Source organism: Coleofasciculus sp. E1-EBD-02, from assembly GCF_040218245.1.
In the GTDB taxonomy this organism is placed as follows: domain Bacteria; phylum Cyanobacteriota; class Cyanobacteriia; order Cyanobacteriales; family Coleofasciculaceae; genus Coleofasciculus.
This window is the reverse complement of record NZ_JAVJQN010000207.1, coordinates 1-17,009: the sequence shown is the minus strand read 5'-3', so window position 1 is coordinate 17,009 and position 17,009 is coordinate 1. Positions and strand designations below refer to the sequence as shown.

Annotated in this window: 19 protein-coding genes; 11 read left to right on the top strand and 8 right to left on the bottom strand. The window is 44.6% G+C overall.

The genetic code is table 11. The features are described 5' to 3' along the window. Positions 1-116: 116 nt before the first annotated feature. Together RIC07_RS32500 and RIC07_RS32495 are read right to left on the bottom strand one after the other, a co-directional pair. The gene (locus RIC07_RS32500) at positions 117-2,054 is read right to left on the bottom strand and encodes an ArnT family glycosyltransferase (protein ID WP_446398130.1); all 1,938 of its coding nucleotides are present in this window, start codon (positions 2,052-2,054) and stop codon (positions 117-119) included. Between the two features lie 131 nt (positions 2,055-2,185). Beyond that, a complete protein-coding gene (locus tag RIC07_RS32495) occupies positions 2,186-2,770 on the bottom strand; it encodes a hypothetical protein (RefSeq protein WP_446398129.1) in 585 nt (194 codons plus the stop codon). A gap of 165 nt (positions 2,771-2,935) precedes the next feature. On the opposite strand from RIC07_RS32495, the gene RIC07_RS32490 reads away from it, so the two are divergent. The 3 genes from RIC07_RS32490 to RIC07_RS32480 all read left to right on the top strand — a co-directional run bounded on the left by RIC07_RS32490 (position 2,936) and on the right by RIC07_RS32480 (position 5,590). Further along, positions 2,936-3,292: a DUF565 domain-containing protein gene (locus RIC07_RS32490; RefSeq protein WP_446375077.1), complete on the top strand. Its 357-nt coding sequence runs from the start codon at positions 2,936-2,938 to the stop codon at positions 3,290-3,292. 258 nt (positions 3,293-3,550) lie between these two features. Beyond that, a complete protein-coding gene (locus RIC07_RS32485; protein WP_446398128.1) occupies positions 3,551-4,177 on the top strand; it encodes a restriction endonuclease subunit R in 627 nt (208 codons plus the stop codon). Between the two features lie 300 nt (positions 4,178-4,477). Next, the gene (locus RIC07_RS32480; RefSeq protein WP_446398127.1) at positions 4,478-5,590 is read left to right on the top strand and encodes a glycerate kinase; all 1,113 of its coding nucleotides are present in this window, start codon (positions 4,478-4,480) and stop codon (positions 5,588-5,590) included. Between the two features lie 130 nt (positions 5,591-5,720). Here the strand turns inward: RIC07_RS32480 and RIC07_RS32475 are convergent, their stop codons facing one another. Together RIC07_RS32475 and RIC07_RS32470 are read right to left on the bottom strand one after the other, a co-directional pair. Further along, positions 5,721-6,086: a hypothetical protein gene (locus RIC07_RS32475; RefSeq protein ID WP_446398126.1), complete on the bottom strand. Its 366-nt coding sequence runs from the start codon at positions 6,084-6,086 to the stop codon at positions 5,721-5,723. A 244-nt stretch (positions 6,087-6,330) separates the two neighbouring features. Beyond that, positions 6,331-6,555, bottom strand: a complete 225-nt coding sequence (locus RIC07_RS32470; RefSeq protein WP_446391942.1) for a hypothetical protein — start codon at positions 6,553-6,555, stop codon at positions 6,331-6,333. Between the two features lie 207 nt (positions 6,556-6,762). Between RIC07_RS32470 and RIC07_RS32465 the strand changes: the two genes are divergently transcribed. From RIC07_RS32465 to RIC07_RS32445, 5 genes are all read left to right on the top strand, one after another. Continuing rightward, complete coding sequence (locus tag RIC07_RS32465; protein WP_446398125.1) at positions 6,763-9,237, top strand: dynamin family protein; 2,475 nt, start codon at positions 6,763-6,765, stop codon at positions 9,235-9,237. 13 nt (positions 9,238-9,250) lie between these two features. Next, on the top strand, positions 9,251-9,694 hold the full coding sequence (locus RIC07_RS32460; RefSeq protein ID WP_446398124.1) for a KGK domain-containing protein: 444 nt from the start codon (positions 9,251-9,253) through the stop codon (positions 9,692-9,694). A 252-nt stretch (positions 9,695-9,946) separates the two neighbouring features. Further along, complete coding sequence (locus RIC07_RS32455) at positions 9,947-10,363, top strand: KGK domain-containing protein (protein ID WP_446398123.1); 417 nt, start codon at positions 9,947-9,949, stop codon at positions 10,361-10,363. A 147-nt stretch (positions 10,364-10,510) separates the two neighbouring features. Further along, positions 10,511-10,891, top strand: a complete 381-nt coding sequence (locus RIC07_RS32450) for a KGK domain-containing protein (RefSeq protein ID WP_446398122.1) — start codon at positions 10,511-10,513, stop codon at positions 10,889-10,891. Positions 10,892-10,957: 66 nt separating this feature from the next. Next, positions 10,958-11,203 (top strand): HNH endonuclease, encoded by a 246-nt coding sequence (locus RIC07_RS32445; protein WP_446341411.1) that lies wholly within the window; start codon positions 10,958-10,960, stop codon positions 11,201-11,203. A gap of 296 nt (positions 11,204-11,499) precedes the next feature. Here the strand turns inward: RIC07_RS32445 and RIC07_RS32440 are convergent, their stop codons facing one another. After that, complete coding sequence (locus RIC07_RS32440; RefSeq protein ID WP_446398121.1) at positions 11,500-12,105, bottom strand: cytochrome b/b6 domain-containing protein; 606 nt, start codon at positions 12,103-12,105, stop codon at positions 11,500-11,502. Between the two features lie 504 nt (positions 12,106-12,609). Continuing rightward, positions 12,610-13,350: an LmeA family phospholipid-binding protein gene (locus RIC07_RS32435; protein WP_446398120.1), complete on the bottom strand. Its 741-nt coding sequence runs from the start codon at positions 13,348-13,350 to the stop codon at positions 12,610-12,612. A gap of 204 nt (positions 13,351-13,554) precedes the next feature. On the opposite strand from RIC07_RS32435, the gene RIC07_RS32430 reads away from it, so the two are divergent. Together RIC07_RS32430 and RIC07_RS32425 are read left to right on the top strand one after the other, a co-directional pair. Next, on the top strand, positions 13,555-14,889 hold the full coding sequence (locus RIC07_RS32430) for a glutamine synthetase family protein (RefSeq protein WP_446398119.1): 1,335 nt from the start codon (positions 13,555-13,557) through the stop codon (positions 14,887-14,889). A gap of 165 nt (positions 14,890-15,054) precedes the next feature. Further along, positions 15,055-15,252, top strand: a complete 198-nt coding sequence (locus RIC07_RS32425; RefSeq protein WP_157453452.1) for a hypothetical protein — start codon at positions 15,055-15,057, stop codon at positions 15,250-15,252. Positions 15,253-15,364: 112 nt separating this feature from the next. Here the strand turns inward: RIC07_RS32425 and RIC07_RS32420 are convergent, their stop codons facing one another. Next, a complete protein-coding gene (locus RIC07_RS32420; protein ID WP_446370066.1) occupies positions 15,365-15,481 on the bottom strand; it encodes a photosystem II protein Y in 117 nt (38 codons plus the stop codon). A gap of 112 nt (positions 15,482-15,593) precedes the next feature. Then, positions 15,594-16,148 carry a gamma carbonic anhydrase family protein gene (locus RIC07_RS32415; RefSeq protein WP_446398118.1) on the bottom strand — a complete coding sequence of 185 codons (555 nt, stop codon included), beginning with the start codon at positions 16,146-16,148 and terminating at the stop codon, positions 15,594-15,596. 122 nt (positions 16,149-16,270) lie between these two features. On the opposite strand from RIC07_RS32415, the gene RIC07_RS32410 reads away from it, so the two are divergent. Next, a complete protein-coding gene (locus RIC07_RS32410) occupies positions 16,271-16,780 on the top strand; it encodes a TIGR02652 family protein (protein WP_006106563.1) in 510 nt (169 codons plus the stop codon). Positions 16,781-17,009: the final 229 nt, after the last annotated feature.

Below are 17,009 nucleotides of genomic sequence, written 5' to 3'. Positions count from 1 at the left end.
TTTGGCAGATCAAACAAGTTTGTCAAAACTTCCCCTTACGCCCTCTAATATTATTAGATTGTGGGCGAACCCGTTTTCTTTTGTCCAAAGTCCAGTTACATAATTCCCCCGGAAGGCTAAAGCTTATGGGCAATAACTTGTTTAGTCACTCGAATCAAATGATAAGCACCTTTGTTATCAATGATGGTATATTCACTAGGTTTGAGCCATTCTTCTTTAAGTCGATTAAATCGCTTAGACTCAATTAAAACCAGAGTTGAAGGAGGATTAGGCTCAATTTTAGCGATGTCCTCAATGTAGGCAATAAACTTATGTTCTTCATCAAAATAATTAACCGATCGCTCGGCATAAAACACGACACTGGGCTTTTCAAACCCCATCATCACTAACTCTTCTGACGGTTGGTTCACCTCAGCCGCGATCGCAGATAATTCTCGTAGGGGAAGCTGACGTTCCTGATCTAACAGAAAAGCAGCCGGGGAAACCACGAGGATAATAAACGCCACAAACGCCACCAAATTAATCGTTCCTAACCAACGCCACCCTCGACGCCTACATAAGGCAATCACCGCCGCTACCGCAGCCATTCCCCAGAGGATACCTCCCCGTAAGGGTAATCCTGACGCTTGCAAGGTTTCCGATAAGTTCAGCGCCGCCGGATCATAGCCAATGAAATTAGGACTATACCAAATTGCCCCAGCGATGACGCCAAGAAGAATCACATTAAATCCAGCACTCAACCGTAACCCCCATAGACGCTGAGGACGGGGATAGGTGAGTAAATCACTAGCTAATAATGCCACCAAAATCGCCGCCGCAGGCATTAAGGGTAAGACATAACTGGGAAGTTTGGTGACAGCGATCGTAAAGAAGCCAAACACCCCTGCAAACCAACACAAGGCAAATAAACCCAACTGACTGGCACGAGGGGACGAACGCCATCGGTTAACCTGCCAAAACCGTAATCGGGCGATCGCTAAAGGTAAATAACAGGACCAAGGGGCAAACCCGACTAACACAACCAGAAAATAGAAATACCATGGCGCCCAATGGTGATTTACCACCCCGACAAAGCGTTCAATATTGTGATAGCCAAAAAACTTTTCGATGTAATCTTCGCCATTCGCCAAGGTAACTAACACATACCAGGGAATTGCCAGGACACCAATAATACCCAATCCCCAAAACAGGCGCATTTCCCGCACCACTTGCCAAAACTTCCCCAGATACACCAAAAATGCGCCAATAATTAATCCAGGGAGGACAATTCCCACCGGTCCTTTGGCAAGAATTGCTAAGGCAATTAATATATAAAATGCCAAATACCAACCGGAGGCAAATCCTAAGAGGGGTTTTCCCTCTCTACGGTGTCGGCTATCTTGCGCCCCCGCTTCCTGTCTCCTGGTTTCCCCTTGCACATAGCCAATAAAGAACGATAAAAGAGCGGTTCCCATACAGCCAGAGAGTAGCATATCCGAAACCCCAGTCCGCGCCCAAACTAAGGTTATGGGATTCAATGCGATCAATGTCGCCCCAATTGCCGCCGATAACCAGCGCTGGCGTTCTGGATTGACGAGTTTTGAGGTGTCTTCTAATTCAGAGAAATTTTCATCAACCAGGCTACGGGGACGAGAAATACCAAAATAGCGTAGCGTATAAAAGCCCAAAACCGTTAGCGCGATCGCACTCATCGCCGAGGGAAGTCGTACCGCCCATTCATTAACGCCGATGAGGTGATAACCAATCGCCATCAACCAGTAGACTAAGGGCGGTTTATCAAACCGAGTCTCCTCGTTAAAATACGGCGTAATCCAGTCTCCTGTCACCGTCATCTGGCGGGCGGCTTCCGCGAATAACGGTTCTGTTTCATCCACTAAACCCGTACTGCCTAAGTGCCACAAAAACGCCACCCAGCAAATCGCCGCTAACCCTAAAACCGAGTACATCCACAAACGAGTTGGATGCTTTTCCCAAACATTCCACCACTTTGTCACTGGTTGAGCGATCCTATCCTTAGATTCAACTTCCACTACTTTGTCACGAAAGGGCAACATTAACTCTCAACGTCTCCAACTTAATTTAGCCAGAAGCGCGATCGCAATGTCCCCCTTCCCTGACTGGGACAACCCCGTCAAGTTCCTTGTCCAACAGTGTAGAGACGTTGCATGCAACGTCTCTACAAAACCTAATACGGTTGTAAGACTAACTCCCATTCGCCTGTCTTTTGATTCCAGACGGGTACAGGCGTCTCTCCAATCACATAAGGTCCCCAATACAAACGAGAACCATCTTGGGCAAACGCCACCACAATATCCCCATTTCCCAAAATCAGATCATCTTGGGGAAGAGAAAGAATCAGCCCTTGGCTTCCGCCTTCCATAGGGGAAAAATCCCAGTGGGCGGGTTTGGCGTCAGCCTTTGAATCCGTTTGACGTTCTAGCAGCGCCACCCGCACCGGATGTTCCGTGGAATTGCTGACTCGCAACCCTCCTTTTTGCGCCGCTAGTGCAACGGGATCAAGGGGGGGAGAGGGTGAAGCCTCTGGGGAGGGTAACGGTGAAGAGAGTGGTGATAGTGCTGGTGATAAGGGTTGAGCCGTTTCCACCTCAGCAACCTCTGGTGATTGGCTCACCGAGGGTAATGATGCTGTATCTGAGGATTGGGGTTCTATCCAAACCTTGAACTCAAATAATCCCAGTCCCAGTCCAGCCATACCTAAGAGGAGTACGATGATAAATACTGGATATAGCATATAGTTTAGTCGTTTCATTCGTTTTGGGGGGATTGACTCTGCACCACTGCGTCTGTGGGGGGTGCTAACAAAATGAATTGCCAGCCCCCTACTCTCATTGAAACAAGCTTGACCAAAACCGTGTTATTTTGCACAAAAGGCTAAGTGGTTAAGGTCTGTGTGTGGTTGCTTTCTGGTTGATCGATGCAAAATACTCGTCTGAATACTCTCGTCGATGTGATCTTGGCAAGGTTAGCCCAGTGGTTTACCAATCCCTGGCGACGCCTGTCCATAATTTTGCTGGGTTTACTGTCAGGCGTTTTCCTCGGTAGTGCTATCTCAACGACAGCCGGACAAACCGCTGATTGGGATGTGATTGCGGCTGGGATTTTAATTATTTTCACGGAAACGGTGAGCCGGATTGTTTATGGTAGAAACCGCCAGCGTTTGCCTTCTGTGAGCAGAGCATCTCGTTTGTCATGGTTCCTTGAAACAGTGAATGCGCTGAAAATTGGTTTGGTTTATAGCATGTTTCTGGAAGCGTTTAAACTGGGTTCATAGTGTCATTTGTCATTTGTCATTTGTCATTTGTCATTTGTCATTTGTCATTTGTCATTTGTCATTCGTCAGGTTATAAGGTCAGATATAATTTTTAATTATGCGTAGGGGCGGGTTTGACTATTATCGTTTCTTACCTCACCCAGATGTCACTAAACCCGCCCCGATTAAGTTGTGCGTAGGGGCAGGTTTGACGATTATTCCCTAATCTAAATGTTTTTCAAGTTTCCCCAACTCCCCTATCATTCATAATTCATACTCATGGTTCAAACAATTCAAGCAGAAAACATAACCCTGCGGGAACTGATCACCCTCTATGGACTTCAACTCGTTGAAGATGAGCAATTTTTTCGAGAGTGGCAAGATAACCTTCCTGAACTGACCAACCAGGAAAAACAGCTATTGGATCAGATAAAAGCTGGCTATATTAATTTGCGGAATTATCCGCCCTTATTAGAAAACACGGTTAATATCGCTGTTTTGTCGCCTTTACTTTTTGTCGGGCAGTTTTATTTGCCTCCTTTTCACATTAAACTAGAAAAATCTGTACAAATTGCTACAGAAGATGGTGGCTCAGTCATTAAAGGACGAATAGACGTTTTGCTTCTGAATGAGCAATTTTGGGTGAGTGTGATTGAATCGAAACAGGTGGCTTATTCGGTAGAAGCAGGACTCGACCAAATTCTTGCCTATATGCTAGCAACTCCCCACCCAGAAAAACCTGTTTTTGGGATGATTACCTCCGGCGGTAGCTTTATGTTTATTAAGCTGGTTAAAGGTGAACCCCCGCAGTACGGAACGTCTGATATTTTTGATATTCGCAATCGTGGCAATGAATTATATAATGTTTTTAGTATTTTGAAACGTTTAGGTCAGATAGCGGGATAACGTGTCGATATAATACGATGATGAGGGATAAGGGAGGGGGGTTTTGTTGATAGGCTATCGGTGGGGGAGGGGATTTTGTTGATACGTTATTGGTGAGGGAGGGCGGGTTTTGTTGATAGGTTATCGGTGACAAGTTAATTGAGTTCCTAAACCCGCCCCTACTAAGGCGGGTTCTGTTGATACGTTATCGGTGAGGGAGGGCGGGTTTTGTTGATAGGTTATCGGTGACAAGTTAATTGAGTTCCTAAACCCGCCCCTACAATTGTAATTGTGGCTAAACCCGTCCCTACCCTAAGACTTATGACTCATCCCGTTTCCCCGTCTCCCTCCCTCGGTGATATTCTTAACCAATGGATCGCCGGAAAATCACCTAATTCATCGGCTTGGCAAAAATTAGTTACAGCGGAATTAACACCGCCAGAACGGGCGAAAGCGTTTGGAATTACGCCAGATAACGTAACGGAAAAATTACGGGCGCGATCGCGTCTTCTTCTCTCTGTCTATACTGATGTTCTGGCTTTACCTTCCTTTGCCCAGAAAATTCAGGATAATGGAGAACAGTCAGAGTCGATTCAAACGAATATTCTCCTATCTCTGTGGCGATTATGGATTCCGTTGGCAATACAGTTGGCGGATTCTCGAAAACAGTTAGGGCGTCCACTGATTCAGGGAATATTAGGCGGACAGGGAACGGGAAAAACTACATTGGCGGTTGTATTAAAATTAATTTTAGCCCAGTTAGAATATCGCACCCTTAGCCTTTCCATTGATGACCTTTATAAAACCTATCAAGAACGACAGCAACTGCGAGAACACGATCCGCGTCTGATTTGGCGGGGTCCACCAGGAACCCATGATGTGGAGTTGGGAGTGCAGGTATTAGATGAGTTGCGATCGCAGAATTCCTCAGACTCTATTCTCGTTCCTCGCTTTGATAAATCCGCGTGGCAAGGTGCAGGCGATCGCACGGATTTTGAACCTGTACAAAAGGCGGATATTGTGTTGTTTGAAGGCTGGTTTGTCGGGGTGCGTCCCGTGGCGGCGACTGTGTTTTCGGGGGCGACTCCAGCACCTATTGAAACAGAGAGCGATCGCGCGTTTGCAAGGGATATGAATGAACGACTTAAAGCCTATTTACCTTTGTGGGAACGCTTAGACCATTTAATCGTACTTTACCCCATTGATTATCGCCTAAGTTTGCAGTGGCGGCGTCAGGCGGAGGCGGAAATGATCGCGACGGGCAAATCGGGGATGAGTGATTCAGAAATTCATGAATTTGTCAAGTATTTTTGGAAAGCATTGCATCCAGAATTATTTATTACACCATTAATTCACAATCCAGATTGGGTGGATTTAGTCATTGAAATTAATTCCGATCATACACCGGATCGGGTTTATCATCCTGAGGAATAACTTGGATACTTATACCAAATCCTGATGAGGTACAGCCTCAAGCAAGATCCCCGACTTCGTAGGAGTTGTCGGGGATCTGTCTGTGTACTTCACTATAATTGAAAAGCACTGTAAGTTCAAAAGTTATCAATTAGACGCGCTGAAGATACTGATAGTTTTCGTTTTCTACACACTTACGTAACTCTTGGAGTTTCCTTAAGCGATAAATTGCCTGTTGATAGGCGGTTTTTGAATCATAGGTTTCAAGCTGAGTTAGGATGATATCACTTTCATTAGCAATCGCCTCAAGGAAAAATAGTCTAAGTTTGCGGCGATTTTCTTGATCTAACGGCACCAAAGGTAAACTTTCTTCTTCTCCATCTATTTTAATTTTTGTTTCTAGTGATTTTCCAATCTTAGAAAATTTTGATTTAGCCAACCATTCATAAATATTTTCTGATAATTCTATATAGTTGGTTTCTTGATTGTTGGCTGAGTAGAAAATAATATCTAACATGATCATCTATTCTCCGTATCATCAGAGTTGGTCAATTCTGTTTCTGGAAAATTTTCTACCCATGCTATATCTGCTGAATCTAATAACTGTTTAGCCGGTTGAGTTATTTTTCCGGTAGTGATAACGCCGATAACGGTTTCTTTAGAAATTAATTTCCTGGCTAGGGCAGAATCGATACGTTTTGATTTATGGGCTTTAACTTCAATGTAGGATTCTTCCGTGGCTATATTCTCCTTGGTGTAACTTAAGGATTAAATCGCCTTTGCATTTGGCGTATTATTTCTTTAACTCGTGGAACATGATCTTGATTGACAATTAAAATATCTCCATCTGGGTTTCCTCCAACTGTTCTCTCAGCAAGGATACCTTCTTGTCTAAGTTCCTTGATAATCCATCCAATTAAATCCCGATGGATTTTTAGTCTGGCTATTTGTTTGTCTTCATCAGTTTCACCATCTATATTGGTCATGGAATAGCCTAGCGTTGCTGCTTCTAGTTTAGTACAAAGGTGCGATTGTATCTTCCCAGTTTGTTGTCTCAATCGCAGAATAGATCACCATGGGATCAGATAAGATTGCTTTTCATACATATTCTGTCCACTTTGTCAATACGTAAGTTCTAAATTAAACTGGCGATACAATCAAACTAAACACTTTTTCGCTCAATCGCTACCATCATGACATCCACACCAACTCAATGTGAGAACCTGCAAACCCAAGTAGACAGTCTTCTGCAATTACTACATCAAGAGCCATCATTACGCGCATCTCAGGATATCACCGCTGTGCAAGCCTCTCTACAAAAAGCCATTTCTCCCACATTTGAGATTGTCTTTGCGGGTGCATTTAGTGCGGGGAAATCGATGCTAATTAACGCACTATTGGAACGGGAACTGCTTTATAGCGCTGAGGGACACGCCACAGGTACAGAATGTTATATCGCTTATGCGGATACAGATCAAGAACGAGTGGTACTGACGTTTTTGAGTGAAGCAGAGATTCGAGAACAGGCGGTAGCATTATGTCAGAAATTGGGATTATCCGCCGCCGCGAAAGCCGCGAATCATATTCAGCAGTCTGATGAAATTAACACTTTACGTCAAGGATGTCAAGAGATTATCCAACAAGAATGCGGAGAAAGTAAGTCAGAACGCGCCAAACAAGCAAAGGCATTGGACTTGCTAATGGCAGGGTTTTTAGCAAACCGCGATCGCATCCATTCTACCAGCCATGCGACGTATTCGATGGAACAGTTTGACTTTTCTAATCTCAAAGAAGCAGCGGGTTATGCGCGTCGGGGGAGTAATAGTGCGGTTCTCAAGCGGATTGAATATTATTGCCATCATCCCTTGTTACAGGATGGTAATGTTTTAATTGATATGCCAGGAATTGATGCACCTGTTCAGCAAGATGCCCAGTTAACCTATACCAAGATAGAAAATCCCGAAACCTCCGCCGTTGTTTGTGTGTTGAAACCCGCCTTAGCCGGGGATATGACAACCGAGGAAACGCAACTGCTGGAGACGATTCGCAATAATCCAGGAATTCGCGATCGCGTCTTTTATATTTTCAATCGCATTGATGAAACCTGGTATAACAACCAGTTGCGACAGCGCTTAGATGATTTAATTCGTAGCCAATTCTGGGATACACCCAAGGTTCACAAAACCAGCGGATTACTGGGATTTTATGGCAGTCAAATCAAGCATTCCACAGAACGCGATCCCTTTGGCTTAGATTCTATTTTAGCGGAAGCTTTCAGAGAGACAGGTATTCAAGAGGAAACGCCACAATTCGTGAATGAATTTAATCGGTATTGTGGTTCGGGTAAATTGGTTGGTAGTGAGTTTAAGACTTCTGTCAGGGGTTATGAAACGCCAGCAGAGAACTATGTGCGGATACTTAGTGAATGGGGACTACCACTGATTGAGAAACTGATTCAAGATAGTGGAATTGAAGAGTTTCGCACATCCATTACGCGCTATCTTACCGAGGAAAAGCGTCCGCAGTTATTTGCCAATCTAGCGGATGACTTACAACCGTTATGTATTAATCTCAAGAAACACTACCTGGGGATTCAGCGAGATTTAGACAGTCAACCTCACGAAATAGAGGCGATGAAAGCCCAGGAATTAGAACGGCTGAATCAGGAATTGCAGCAGGTGGGGAGAGAATTTTGTATTCACATCGCTGAAGAAGTAAATCAGGCGGTAACGAATAGCTGTAATGCCTTTGAGATAGAATTTCGCCAACTTCAACATCAAATGATTCAACGTCTCGATGAATTACTTAATACATTCTCAGTCGCCCAAGCCTATAGTCGCGCCACTCGCAGCCATCCCCGCAATGCAACCGCCCCCTTAATTGCGGTTTTAGTCGAGGCGCTTTATGATTTGGCGAATCAGTTAGAAGATGTTTTAGTTAAAGCCTCTCAACAGGTAGCCTCTCACTTTTTTGCTTATCTGATGGAACAAATACGCCGCCGTGATTATTACCGTCAACTCTATCGATTATTGGGAAATGATGGCGGAATTGAGCAGCAGTTAAAGGCGGTGGAAAAGCTAGTCTGTCAGGCGTTAGCCAGTGAAGCGCGAACAGAGTGCGATAGATATGTGCGAGAAAGTCCCCGTTTTTATGATGAAGGGACATTTTCAATTTATCAATTCCGGCAAACCTTAGAGCAAACCTCACAGGGATATGATGCTGAAAGTATGATTGCAGCCGAACCCGCGATTCGACAGTTATTGAAATTAGATTTTGAACCCAAAGTCGAGGCAACAATTCGCCGCAATTTCCGCCAAACTATGAATCAAACGCTGAAAACCATGTTATTACATAAGGCAGATGAACAGGCGGATAGTATTTTACAGGAATATCCCAATGCCCGTGCTTATTTAGAGCAAACCTTAGAACAAGAGGCGGAGGAAAAAATTAATCAAAATCAGCGAATGCAAGAGGAAGTTAAGCAAAAGATTGCGGGTTATAATCAAGCGGTTGCTGGGATTAATCGTTGTTTACAGGCGATGAAATTAGACAGGCATCATCAATTACCGACGATTGAGGAATCAGATTTAAGTGTAGTGCCAATTTCCGATGACGTGGATAACTTAGCTGAGAATACAGGAGTCTCAGCAGATTCTGATCTACAATGAAACAAAAATAAGTTTGCTTGAAAGTTTAGAACTAGATATGACCGATCAATTTAAGCCGTTAGATGATGTCGCTGAAGATCAACAGACTGTTTTGTCCTTTAACAATTCCATGTACAAAGTCGGAGAATTTATGGGACAGATGAAGAGTGCATTTCAAGTAACAGGTATTCCTGCCTGTTCTCAAAACTTACAGAATAGAGGTGGAGTACCGTATGCAAGCTCAAGGGACGCAAATTCATGGCTTAAACAAGGTGTAAATTGTGAGTTACTGAAACCTGGTAGCAATGGCTGGAAAAAAGGAAAAGTGAGGATAAAAATGATTCTAGAGTTTTGCCCTGATGAACCAGAAGTGGAGGAAATCTCTGAAAGCCAAGAACCCAAAATTCCCCAGCCAGAATCGCCCCTAGATGATTTACGTCAGAGGATAAACCAAGAAAATCAACCAGAAAACCAATAAACAAAACACCGCCAATTTCCATATCTTGTAGGGGCGCAAGGCTTGCGCCCGAAATCCCCACCATGTTATCTGTGTAGGTTGGGTTGAGGAACGAAACCCAACTTCCATGATTTTTTGTTGGGTAACGCTGACGCTCTAGCCAACCTACAATAACTTAGATTTTTGATTAAAATAGCCAGTAGGGTGCGTTAGCGTTCGCGCAGCGTTCCCGGAGGGTAGCGTAACGCACCATTTCTCTAAAGGAGATGATAAATGAACAATAAAAACCATTTAAAACGCCTACAGCAAGATGAAATAGTATCTTTATCTGAGGATTCTTTGTCAATTTTAATTGCACATCCCACGTTTAAAGTAAGTGAATTCATTAAAGCAATGATTAACTTACTTATAAACAATGATAATGTCCTAAAGTATTCAGTCCAGCAAAAACGACGAGATATAGAAGAAGTAAATGGTTGGTGGAATGAGGGAATACAATGTCAAGTTCTCACCCATGAGGGCAAGGGGTGGCAGAATGGCAAAGTTAGACTAACTCTAGAGTTTTGTCCTGATGAACCTGAAATTGAAGAAACATCAACCAGCAATGAACCCGAAATTTCCCAGCCAGAATCGCCCCTGGATGATCTGCGCCAGAGAATCAACCAAGAAAATCAATCAGACAACCAATAAACAAAACGCTGCCAATTCCCATTTATTGTAGGGGCGCAAGGCTTGCGCCCGAAAAACCCATAAACTGAGGCATGTTAACCCACTCTTTTTGCCAAGAGTTATACAGCGGAAAAATTAGTTAAATGACTGATAATTGTGGAGATAAATATGGAAGATAGATTCCAGCCTTTAGACAATGAAGAAGTTGTCTCCGTAGACAATAACGATAAAATTATTTCTGATTCAATGTTTACAAGTGGACAAATGGTATCAGCAATAGAAATGATATCCAGGAATTTACCCAATGCCAATAAAGATAAAATAGGAAAATGGTTTAATGAAGGAATCAAGGGAAAAACTCTAAAACTTGGGGCTAAGGGCTGGCAACAAGGAAAATTTAGAATAAAAGTCACTCTTGAGTTTTGTCCTGATGAACCTGAAATTGAAGAAACATCAGCAAGAAATGAACCCGAAATTTCCCAGCCAGAATCGCCGCTTGATGATTTGCGTCAGAGGATCAACCAAGAAAATCAACCAGAAAACCAATAAACAAAACGCCGCCAATCCCATTCCTTGTATGGGCGCAATGCTTGCGCCCGAAACGCCAGAAAACCCATGAAAAAAACACCGCGAATTCCCATTCCGCCAGAAGTGAGAAACTATGTATTTAAACGCGACAATTACCAATGCCAAAGCTGCGGTAAAACCCAACTCGACACCAAACTGCAAATTGATCATATTATTCCCCTTGCCCGTGGGGGGAAAAATGATATTAGTAACCTACAAACTCTTTGCCGTTCCTGTAATTTAAAGAAAAAACATCATCTTGATCCTCGCTTCCGGCGTCACTTCAGTAGCTAAGATAGCCTAGTGTCAACTTAAGGCTGAACCTGAAATATAATGTAATCAAATTCCCCCTTTTGAAGGGGGATTTAGGGGGATCTCATCGCATGATCAAGTCAATACAAGCTAAAACCTAGAAAAAGTGTTCCAGAGATTGCTTGCAATGTTTTTACAAGACTTATACTCTGTTCCGGTTCCTCTGAGGGAAACAATAAGGGGGCAATCCAACCGAATATAATCCCGCCAATGACGATAATTTCTATAACAATAAGTAGCGTATTTCGCTTCATATCATGCCTTCTGGGGATATGATATTATCTATCTTTACGCCGGACGAATGAACGCACTGTCTGAATCCACCGTTTTGGAGAATCCTCGGGACGATAGTTTAGCTTAAACATAGATACCCAGAATGGCAATCCTCCTACCTTGGCACTGATTAACAAATGCATCGCTAAACATCCAACTAATATCACCCATCCGGTTAAGTGTAGATAATACCAGATATGATTTAATTCTCCATTGGGCAACCATTCTTCTTTGACCATACTGCCAGTCACTAAGGAAAAGGTAACCGCTAATAACATCACCGTATTAACAATCCGATGCAGACTATACCAACCGATAGGTTTACCCAGTTGTCTGAGTTTTTGAAACGAATTGGGTTGAACCAAGCGTTTAGACCCTAAATGAAAACTGTATAAGGCAAACGCTGGCATTACGGCTAGGAGTAAGGTTTTGCCAAATGTACCATGAATGCCAATAATATCCGGAATTTGGGGCAGAGAAAGTTGACCAAATCGTCCATCGTAGGTGTCATACACCCAGTAGGATGTGATGATGGCTAAAATGACAATTAGCCCATTGATACCATGCAACAGTCTCAGAAGTAATGGTTGATAAGGGGTAGCACGAGACATGATTCACGTTATCTCGATCAAAATATAATATTTTATAGAATAACATTGGCTTAGTAGGGGAGGAAGAGCCTACCAAAGCACATTCCCAGGCTTTGCCTGAAAACGAGAGTATAACGGTTGATGTCCTGTAGGGGCGACCCGCTTGTATCAATTAAAAACTCCAGTCCACTCAATTGACTCGGGTCGCCCTCTGTTTGTAGTAAGCAAGAGGAGGCGATTAACATCGCTGCTACACAAACATAGGCGAAGCCTTCCCGAAGGGTAGTCCGCCTACGCGGACTAAATGATAACGGGGGTAGCTAACCCGGATTTGGTATGAGTAGTAGCGTGGCACACCTAATTTCATAGATTAACCCCACGCCCAGAAAATGTAGGGGTGCAAAGCTTTGCGCCCCATTCAATGATCAAATCTATCCCACAATTTTAGCTTTGTCAGTCCAGTCGTGGCGTGGCACAGCTAAAATGATGGAATAGCTTGATAGCTTGTAGGTTGGGCGAAAGCCCCTACACTGATGGAAATTGCGTCACATGCGCTACGGCTTGCAGGGTGAGTTGACCTTCTTGCACCTCCAGATGATGCATCTGTAGCGATATCCCTGGCATTTCAAAGTGACTCAAGTGTAAAATTTTACCCGCCTTGGCGACTAAGGCTTGAGTAAGTTCGGGTGAGAGTTCTTTTCCGTGGGCGTATTCAACCTTCTCTAGGACAACACTGCGTCCGTCATCACTTACTCTCGGAGTCGTGGTGAACGAGACTCGTTGCGTTTCATTACTTTGACTCAGCCGCACATCAGCATCAAGACCCACTCGACCTTCGGCTAAGAGGCGACAATTTACCTGCTTGACGTTGAGCGTTTGTGGCTTACCGTCCACCTGAACCTGGAGTGAGCGAAGCTGAGTCCCTAACACATCGGAGTTGAAGGCACGGTTGAGGTCAGCTTGAGCAATCACAATCCGTGCTGTTCCCTCTGTCGGTTGGGTCAGTACAATATTACCCGTTAAGGCTTTGAAAGGAGCAACCGCAATGGTTTCTAGCCGAATCGCCATCTCTTGTAGACGGATATCGTGTTCCATGATTAACCCCTCACCGTAAATGGCTAGGGATTCTAACTGACCCTTGGCTAGCAGGGAGGGGTCTGTTTTCACTTGCACATTAAGTTTTCTGGCATCATCGAGTTGGCTGGACAGTGCCAGTGTTGCAATTCTGTTTAATGTTTCTTCTCCAAGGCGGTCTAGGGTTAGCACGCGATCGCTCCTTTATCTCAGCCGTGTATCCTCTCATTATATTAAGAAACATTAATTTATGGATCTACTCTGGGTTAGAAATACACTCAGAAATAACTAACCCATTAACATGCTGACGAAAAAGCAGCTACCATAAGCCTTACAACCTTCAGCCCTGGAGCCCTCGGACTTGCAGCCGTCTTGTACTAGCTCACCAGAAAATGCATGGAAAAAGAACAACTACAAAATCTTGACCAGCTTGGGATTCAATTTGTCCGCATTCTCTGGTGCGACAATGCCAACATTATCCGGGGAAAGGCAGTCCATCGGAAAGCCTTATCCGAATACCTCAGCCATGGTGTGGGTATTTCTGCGGCGCAACAAGCCATTCCGGTCATGTATGATGCACCTGTGGCTGGGAGTGGGTTTGGACCGGTGGGTGAAATTCGTCTCGTGCCAGACTGGAGTACGCTGAACCCTTTACCCTATTGTCCAGGTCATGCCCGGGTCATGGGCGATATGATGCTAAATGGTGTGCCTTGGAGTCTCTGTCCCCGTCATTTTCTCAAACGCATGGTTGGGGAGGCGAACCAAGAGGGGTTAGAGGTTATTGCCGCCTTTGAGAATGAGTTCTATCTGTTGCAGCGAACGGTTGAGGGCATTGCACCTGCGGATGAAACCGTATTTGCCTCAACGATGGCAATGGATTTGCATCAAGGACTCATTGATCAGATGGCGGAAGCGTTAATCGAGCAGGGAATGCTGGTTGAGCAATATTATCCCGAATCCGGTTCCGGTCAACAGGAAATCTCCATCCTCTACACCAACGCCCTCAGTGCGGCAGATCAACAGATTGCCTACCGGGAAACAATTAAAGCGATCGCACTTCAACATTATCGTATCGCTTCATTCTTACCCAAAATCTTTGCGAATCAAGCGGGTAGCGGTTGTCACCTGCACCTGAGTCTCTGGCGAGAGGGAGAAAATCTCATCCCCCATCCAGAGGAAAATGGCGAACTGTCCGATATTGCGCGTCATTTTATCGCGGGAATTCTACACCACCTACCCGCTTTGATGGCACTGACAACACCCACGACTAATTCTTACCGCCGCCTTTTACCCCAGTGTTGGAGTGGGGCATTCCGGTGTTGGGGATGGGATAATCGGGAAGCGGCTGTGCGTGTCCCCACGCATCCTGAACCCCCGAGTCCGTCTCATTTTGAATTCAAAACCGTGGATGCTACGGCGAATCCCTATTTAGCATTAGGGGCAACGATCGCAGCAGGACTTGATGGTATCCGCCAAGGCTTAGAATTGGCAACGCCTGTGTCTGTAGATCCCGGTACGATGACGGATGCTGAACGCCAAGGGGCTAATATTGAACGATTGCCGAGTACCTTAACCGAGTCGATAGAACACCTTAGAAATGACTCGGTACTCCTCAACGCCTTGGGTGAAGAGTTGGCTCATGTTTATTTGGCAGTTCGACAAGCCGAGTGGGAGGCGATGAGGGATTTCGATTTGGACGCTGAAGTAAAGCTTTTATTAGAGCGATATTGAATTACCTTCTGTAAGGTGGGCATTGCCCACCCTACTGTAACTTCACACAATTTTAATCAAAGCGATAAGCAAAAATACTTATACTAGAAATTAAGATGCCTCCCCTGCTCTAGGAGACAAGGAAGAAACATCAGAGCAATCTCAACAGTTAACCGGAGGTTGGACATGAGTATGAAAGAATTGGTTCACTCTCACCACCATTTAACGCTCAAAGAGATTGAATCGCTGCTTAAACCAGCATTTGATACCTTAATTTTAGTTACTGCCATAGCCTTTACTGTGTGGTTGGCTCTAGGGGTACAAGTTGAACCCAGCTCAGGTGGTAGCAATAGTATGAAAACTGCTACCCAATCCGTTGTTTGAGTCCCGCTATCTAAAGCATTAATTGAGTAGCTAGAACAGATGTACTGCACCATAGCCGTAGAGACGCGCCATGGCACGTCTCTACAAAAGGTATTTTTGTCTATCCAACAGATCAGGATTTATTCAGAAACGCCTGAATTTGACCAATAGCCGCTGCACCAATATTGAATAAAGCCCAGCCTGCGGCTAAGAGGATAGGCAACAAGACAATGAGTAACCGTAAATCCATAGTTTCACCTACCTCGCTTGAATGCTTAAATTTATGTGAAGGATTCTCATATTATAGTTTTAACCAAATTATGCCCCCAAAAGTCAATAGGTGACAGGTTTTTTTTCAGACCCTATTCAGGCGGGTGAAATCCCAAGTCTGTGCCTTTTCCGCCATGCACCAGCGCTAGCTTCTGGTAACGCTGTGCGTGTTCGATTAATTCAGCCGCCTCGGTTTCCGAAATATCGCGGACTTTTCGCGCCGGAATGCCAACCACCAGGGATAAAGGGGCAACATCTTTGGTCACTAATGCGCCAGCACCGACAATGCTGCCATATCCTACCCGCACACCGTCTAAGATAATCGCACCAATTCCAATCAAACATCCCCGTTCAACATGAGCCGAATGGACGACAGCCCGATGTCCAATTGTCACATGGTCTTCCAGAATCGTGGGTTTACCGGGATCTCCATGTAAAATAGCACCATCCTGAATATTGGTGCATTCACCAATCTCAATCCGTTCGACATCACCCCGCACTACAGCGCCATACCAAATACTGGCTTCTGATGCGATCGCGACGTCACCGATAACTACCGCATTGGGCGCAACAAAGGCGGCTTGAGACTGATCAACAGCAGACCAATAGGAGGGAGTTGCAGGAAATTGGGGATAAGAATCAGTCACGATTGCCTACAAATACAGATGAGTGTGTTCGAGGGTATTCTATAATTGATGAAGCCACATATATATTATTTATACAGGTACTAGCGCAATCGCCGAATGAATGACGATACCTTCAACCCTAGATGATTAATCCTAGTTTACAGTACCCCATATTCGGTTCAGAGATTCAATGTCCTCACTGTCGGCAGTCTATTCCGGCATTGACATTGACCGATACCTATTTGTGTCCCCGGCATGGCGCTTTCGAGGCAGATCCCAAAACTGAAGAACTCATCCACTTACAATCGGGGCGTCATTGGCGTCAATGGCAGGGTGAATGGTATCGTCAGCATACCCATCCGGATGGGATTCGCTTTGAAATTCACGAAGCTCTCGATCGCCTGTACACTCAAGGCTATCGGGCAACACGGGTGATTATTGCCAGTCGCTATCGAGATTTAGTTAGTGCTTATCTGGAACGAAGTACCCCTTGGCGGGGACAATCGGAACCGGGACGCCCGCGACTCTATGGTTTACCTGTGGCATTTAGCCCAGAACCAGAGGATGATCCTTGTTGGGAAGTGATTAATTTCGATTTGGAAAAAGAGCCAGGAATTCCGGTACGCTATCCTTATTTTCGATTATTTGAGTGAATTGTCTTATGTCATTTGTCTTATGTCATTTGTCTTATGTCATTTGTTGCTTCCCTATCCCTAAGTCGGGGCGGGTTTAGTTAAGTTAGGGGTTAACTAACAGTCGGTAAATATCTAGACAATTACTGACATAACTAGACATTTTCTCGGATATAATCAGGAAATGTCTAGTTTACCCCCCAACAAGCAGCTACTCGACTTTGTGTGACGGTCTTGCAGGTTGCACCGA

Excerpts from the sequence above, each read along its gene's own strand:
- RIC07_RS32500 (WP_446398130.1), bottom strand. The coding sequence starts at position 2,054 with ATGTTGCCCTTTCGTGACAAAGTAGTGGAAGTTGAATCTAAGGATAGG.
- RIC07_RS32495 (WP_446398129.1), bottom strand. The coding sequence starts at position 2,770 with ATGAAACGACTAAACTATATGCTATATCCAGTATTTATCATCGTACTC.
- RIC07_RS32490 (WP_446375077.1), top strand. The coding sequence starts at position 2,936 with ATGCAAAATACTCGTCTGAATACTCTCGTCGATGTGATCTTGGCAAGG.
- RIC07_RS32485 (WP_446398128.1), top strand. The coding sequence starts at position 3,551 with ATGGTTCAAACAATTCAAGCAGAAAACATAACCCTGCGGGAACTGATC.
- RIC07_RS32480 (WP_446398127.1), top strand. The coding sequence starts at position 4,478 with ATGACTCATCCCGTTTCCCCGTCTCCCTCCCTCGGTGATATTCTTAAC.
- RIC07_RS32475 (WP_446398126.1), bottom strand. The coding sequence starts at position 6,086 with ATGTTAGATATTATTTTCTACTCAGCCAACAATCAAGAAACCAACTAT.
- RIC07_RS32470 (WP_446391942.1), bottom strand. The coding sequence starts at position 6,555 with ATGACCAATATAGATGGTGAAACTGATGAAGACAAACAAATAGCCAGA.
- RIC07_RS32465 (WP_446398125.1), top strand. The coding sequence starts at position 6,763 with ATGACATCCACACCAACTCAATGTGAGAACCTGCAAACCCAAGTAGAC.
- RIC07_RS32455 (WP_446398123.1), top strand. The coding sequence starts at position 9,947 with ATGAACAATAAAAACCATTTAAAACGCCTACAGCAAGATGAAATAGTA.
- RIC07_RS32450 (WP_446398122.1), top strand. The coding sequence starts at position 10,511 with ATGGAAGATAGATTCCAGCCTTTAGACAATGAAGAAGTTGTCTCCGTA.
- RIC07_RS32445 (WP_446341411.1), top strand. The coding sequence starts at position 10,958 with ATGAAAAAAACACCGCGAATTCCCATTCCGCCAGAAGTGAGAAACTAT.
- RIC07_RS32440 (WP_446398121.1), bottom strand. The coding sequence starts at position 12,105 with ATGTCTCGTGCTACCCCTTATCAACCATTACTTCTGAGACTGTTGCAT.
- RIC07_RS32430 (WP_446398119.1), top strand. The coding sequence starts at position 13,555 with ATGGAAAAAGAACAACTACAAAATCTTGACCAGCTTGGGATTCAATTT.
- RIC07_RS32425 (WP_157453452.1), top strand. The coding sequence starts at position 15,055 with ATGAGTATGAAAGAATTGGTTCACTCTCACCACCATTTAACGCTCAAA.
- RIC07_RS32420 (WP_446370066.1), bottom strand. The coding sequence starts at position 15,481 with ATGGATTTACGGTTACTCATTGTCTTGTTGCCTATCCTCTTAGCCGCA.
- RIC07_RS32410 (WP_006106563.1), top strand. The coding sequence starts at position 16,271 with ATGATTAATCCTAGTTTACAGTACCCCATATTCGGTTCAGAGATTCAA.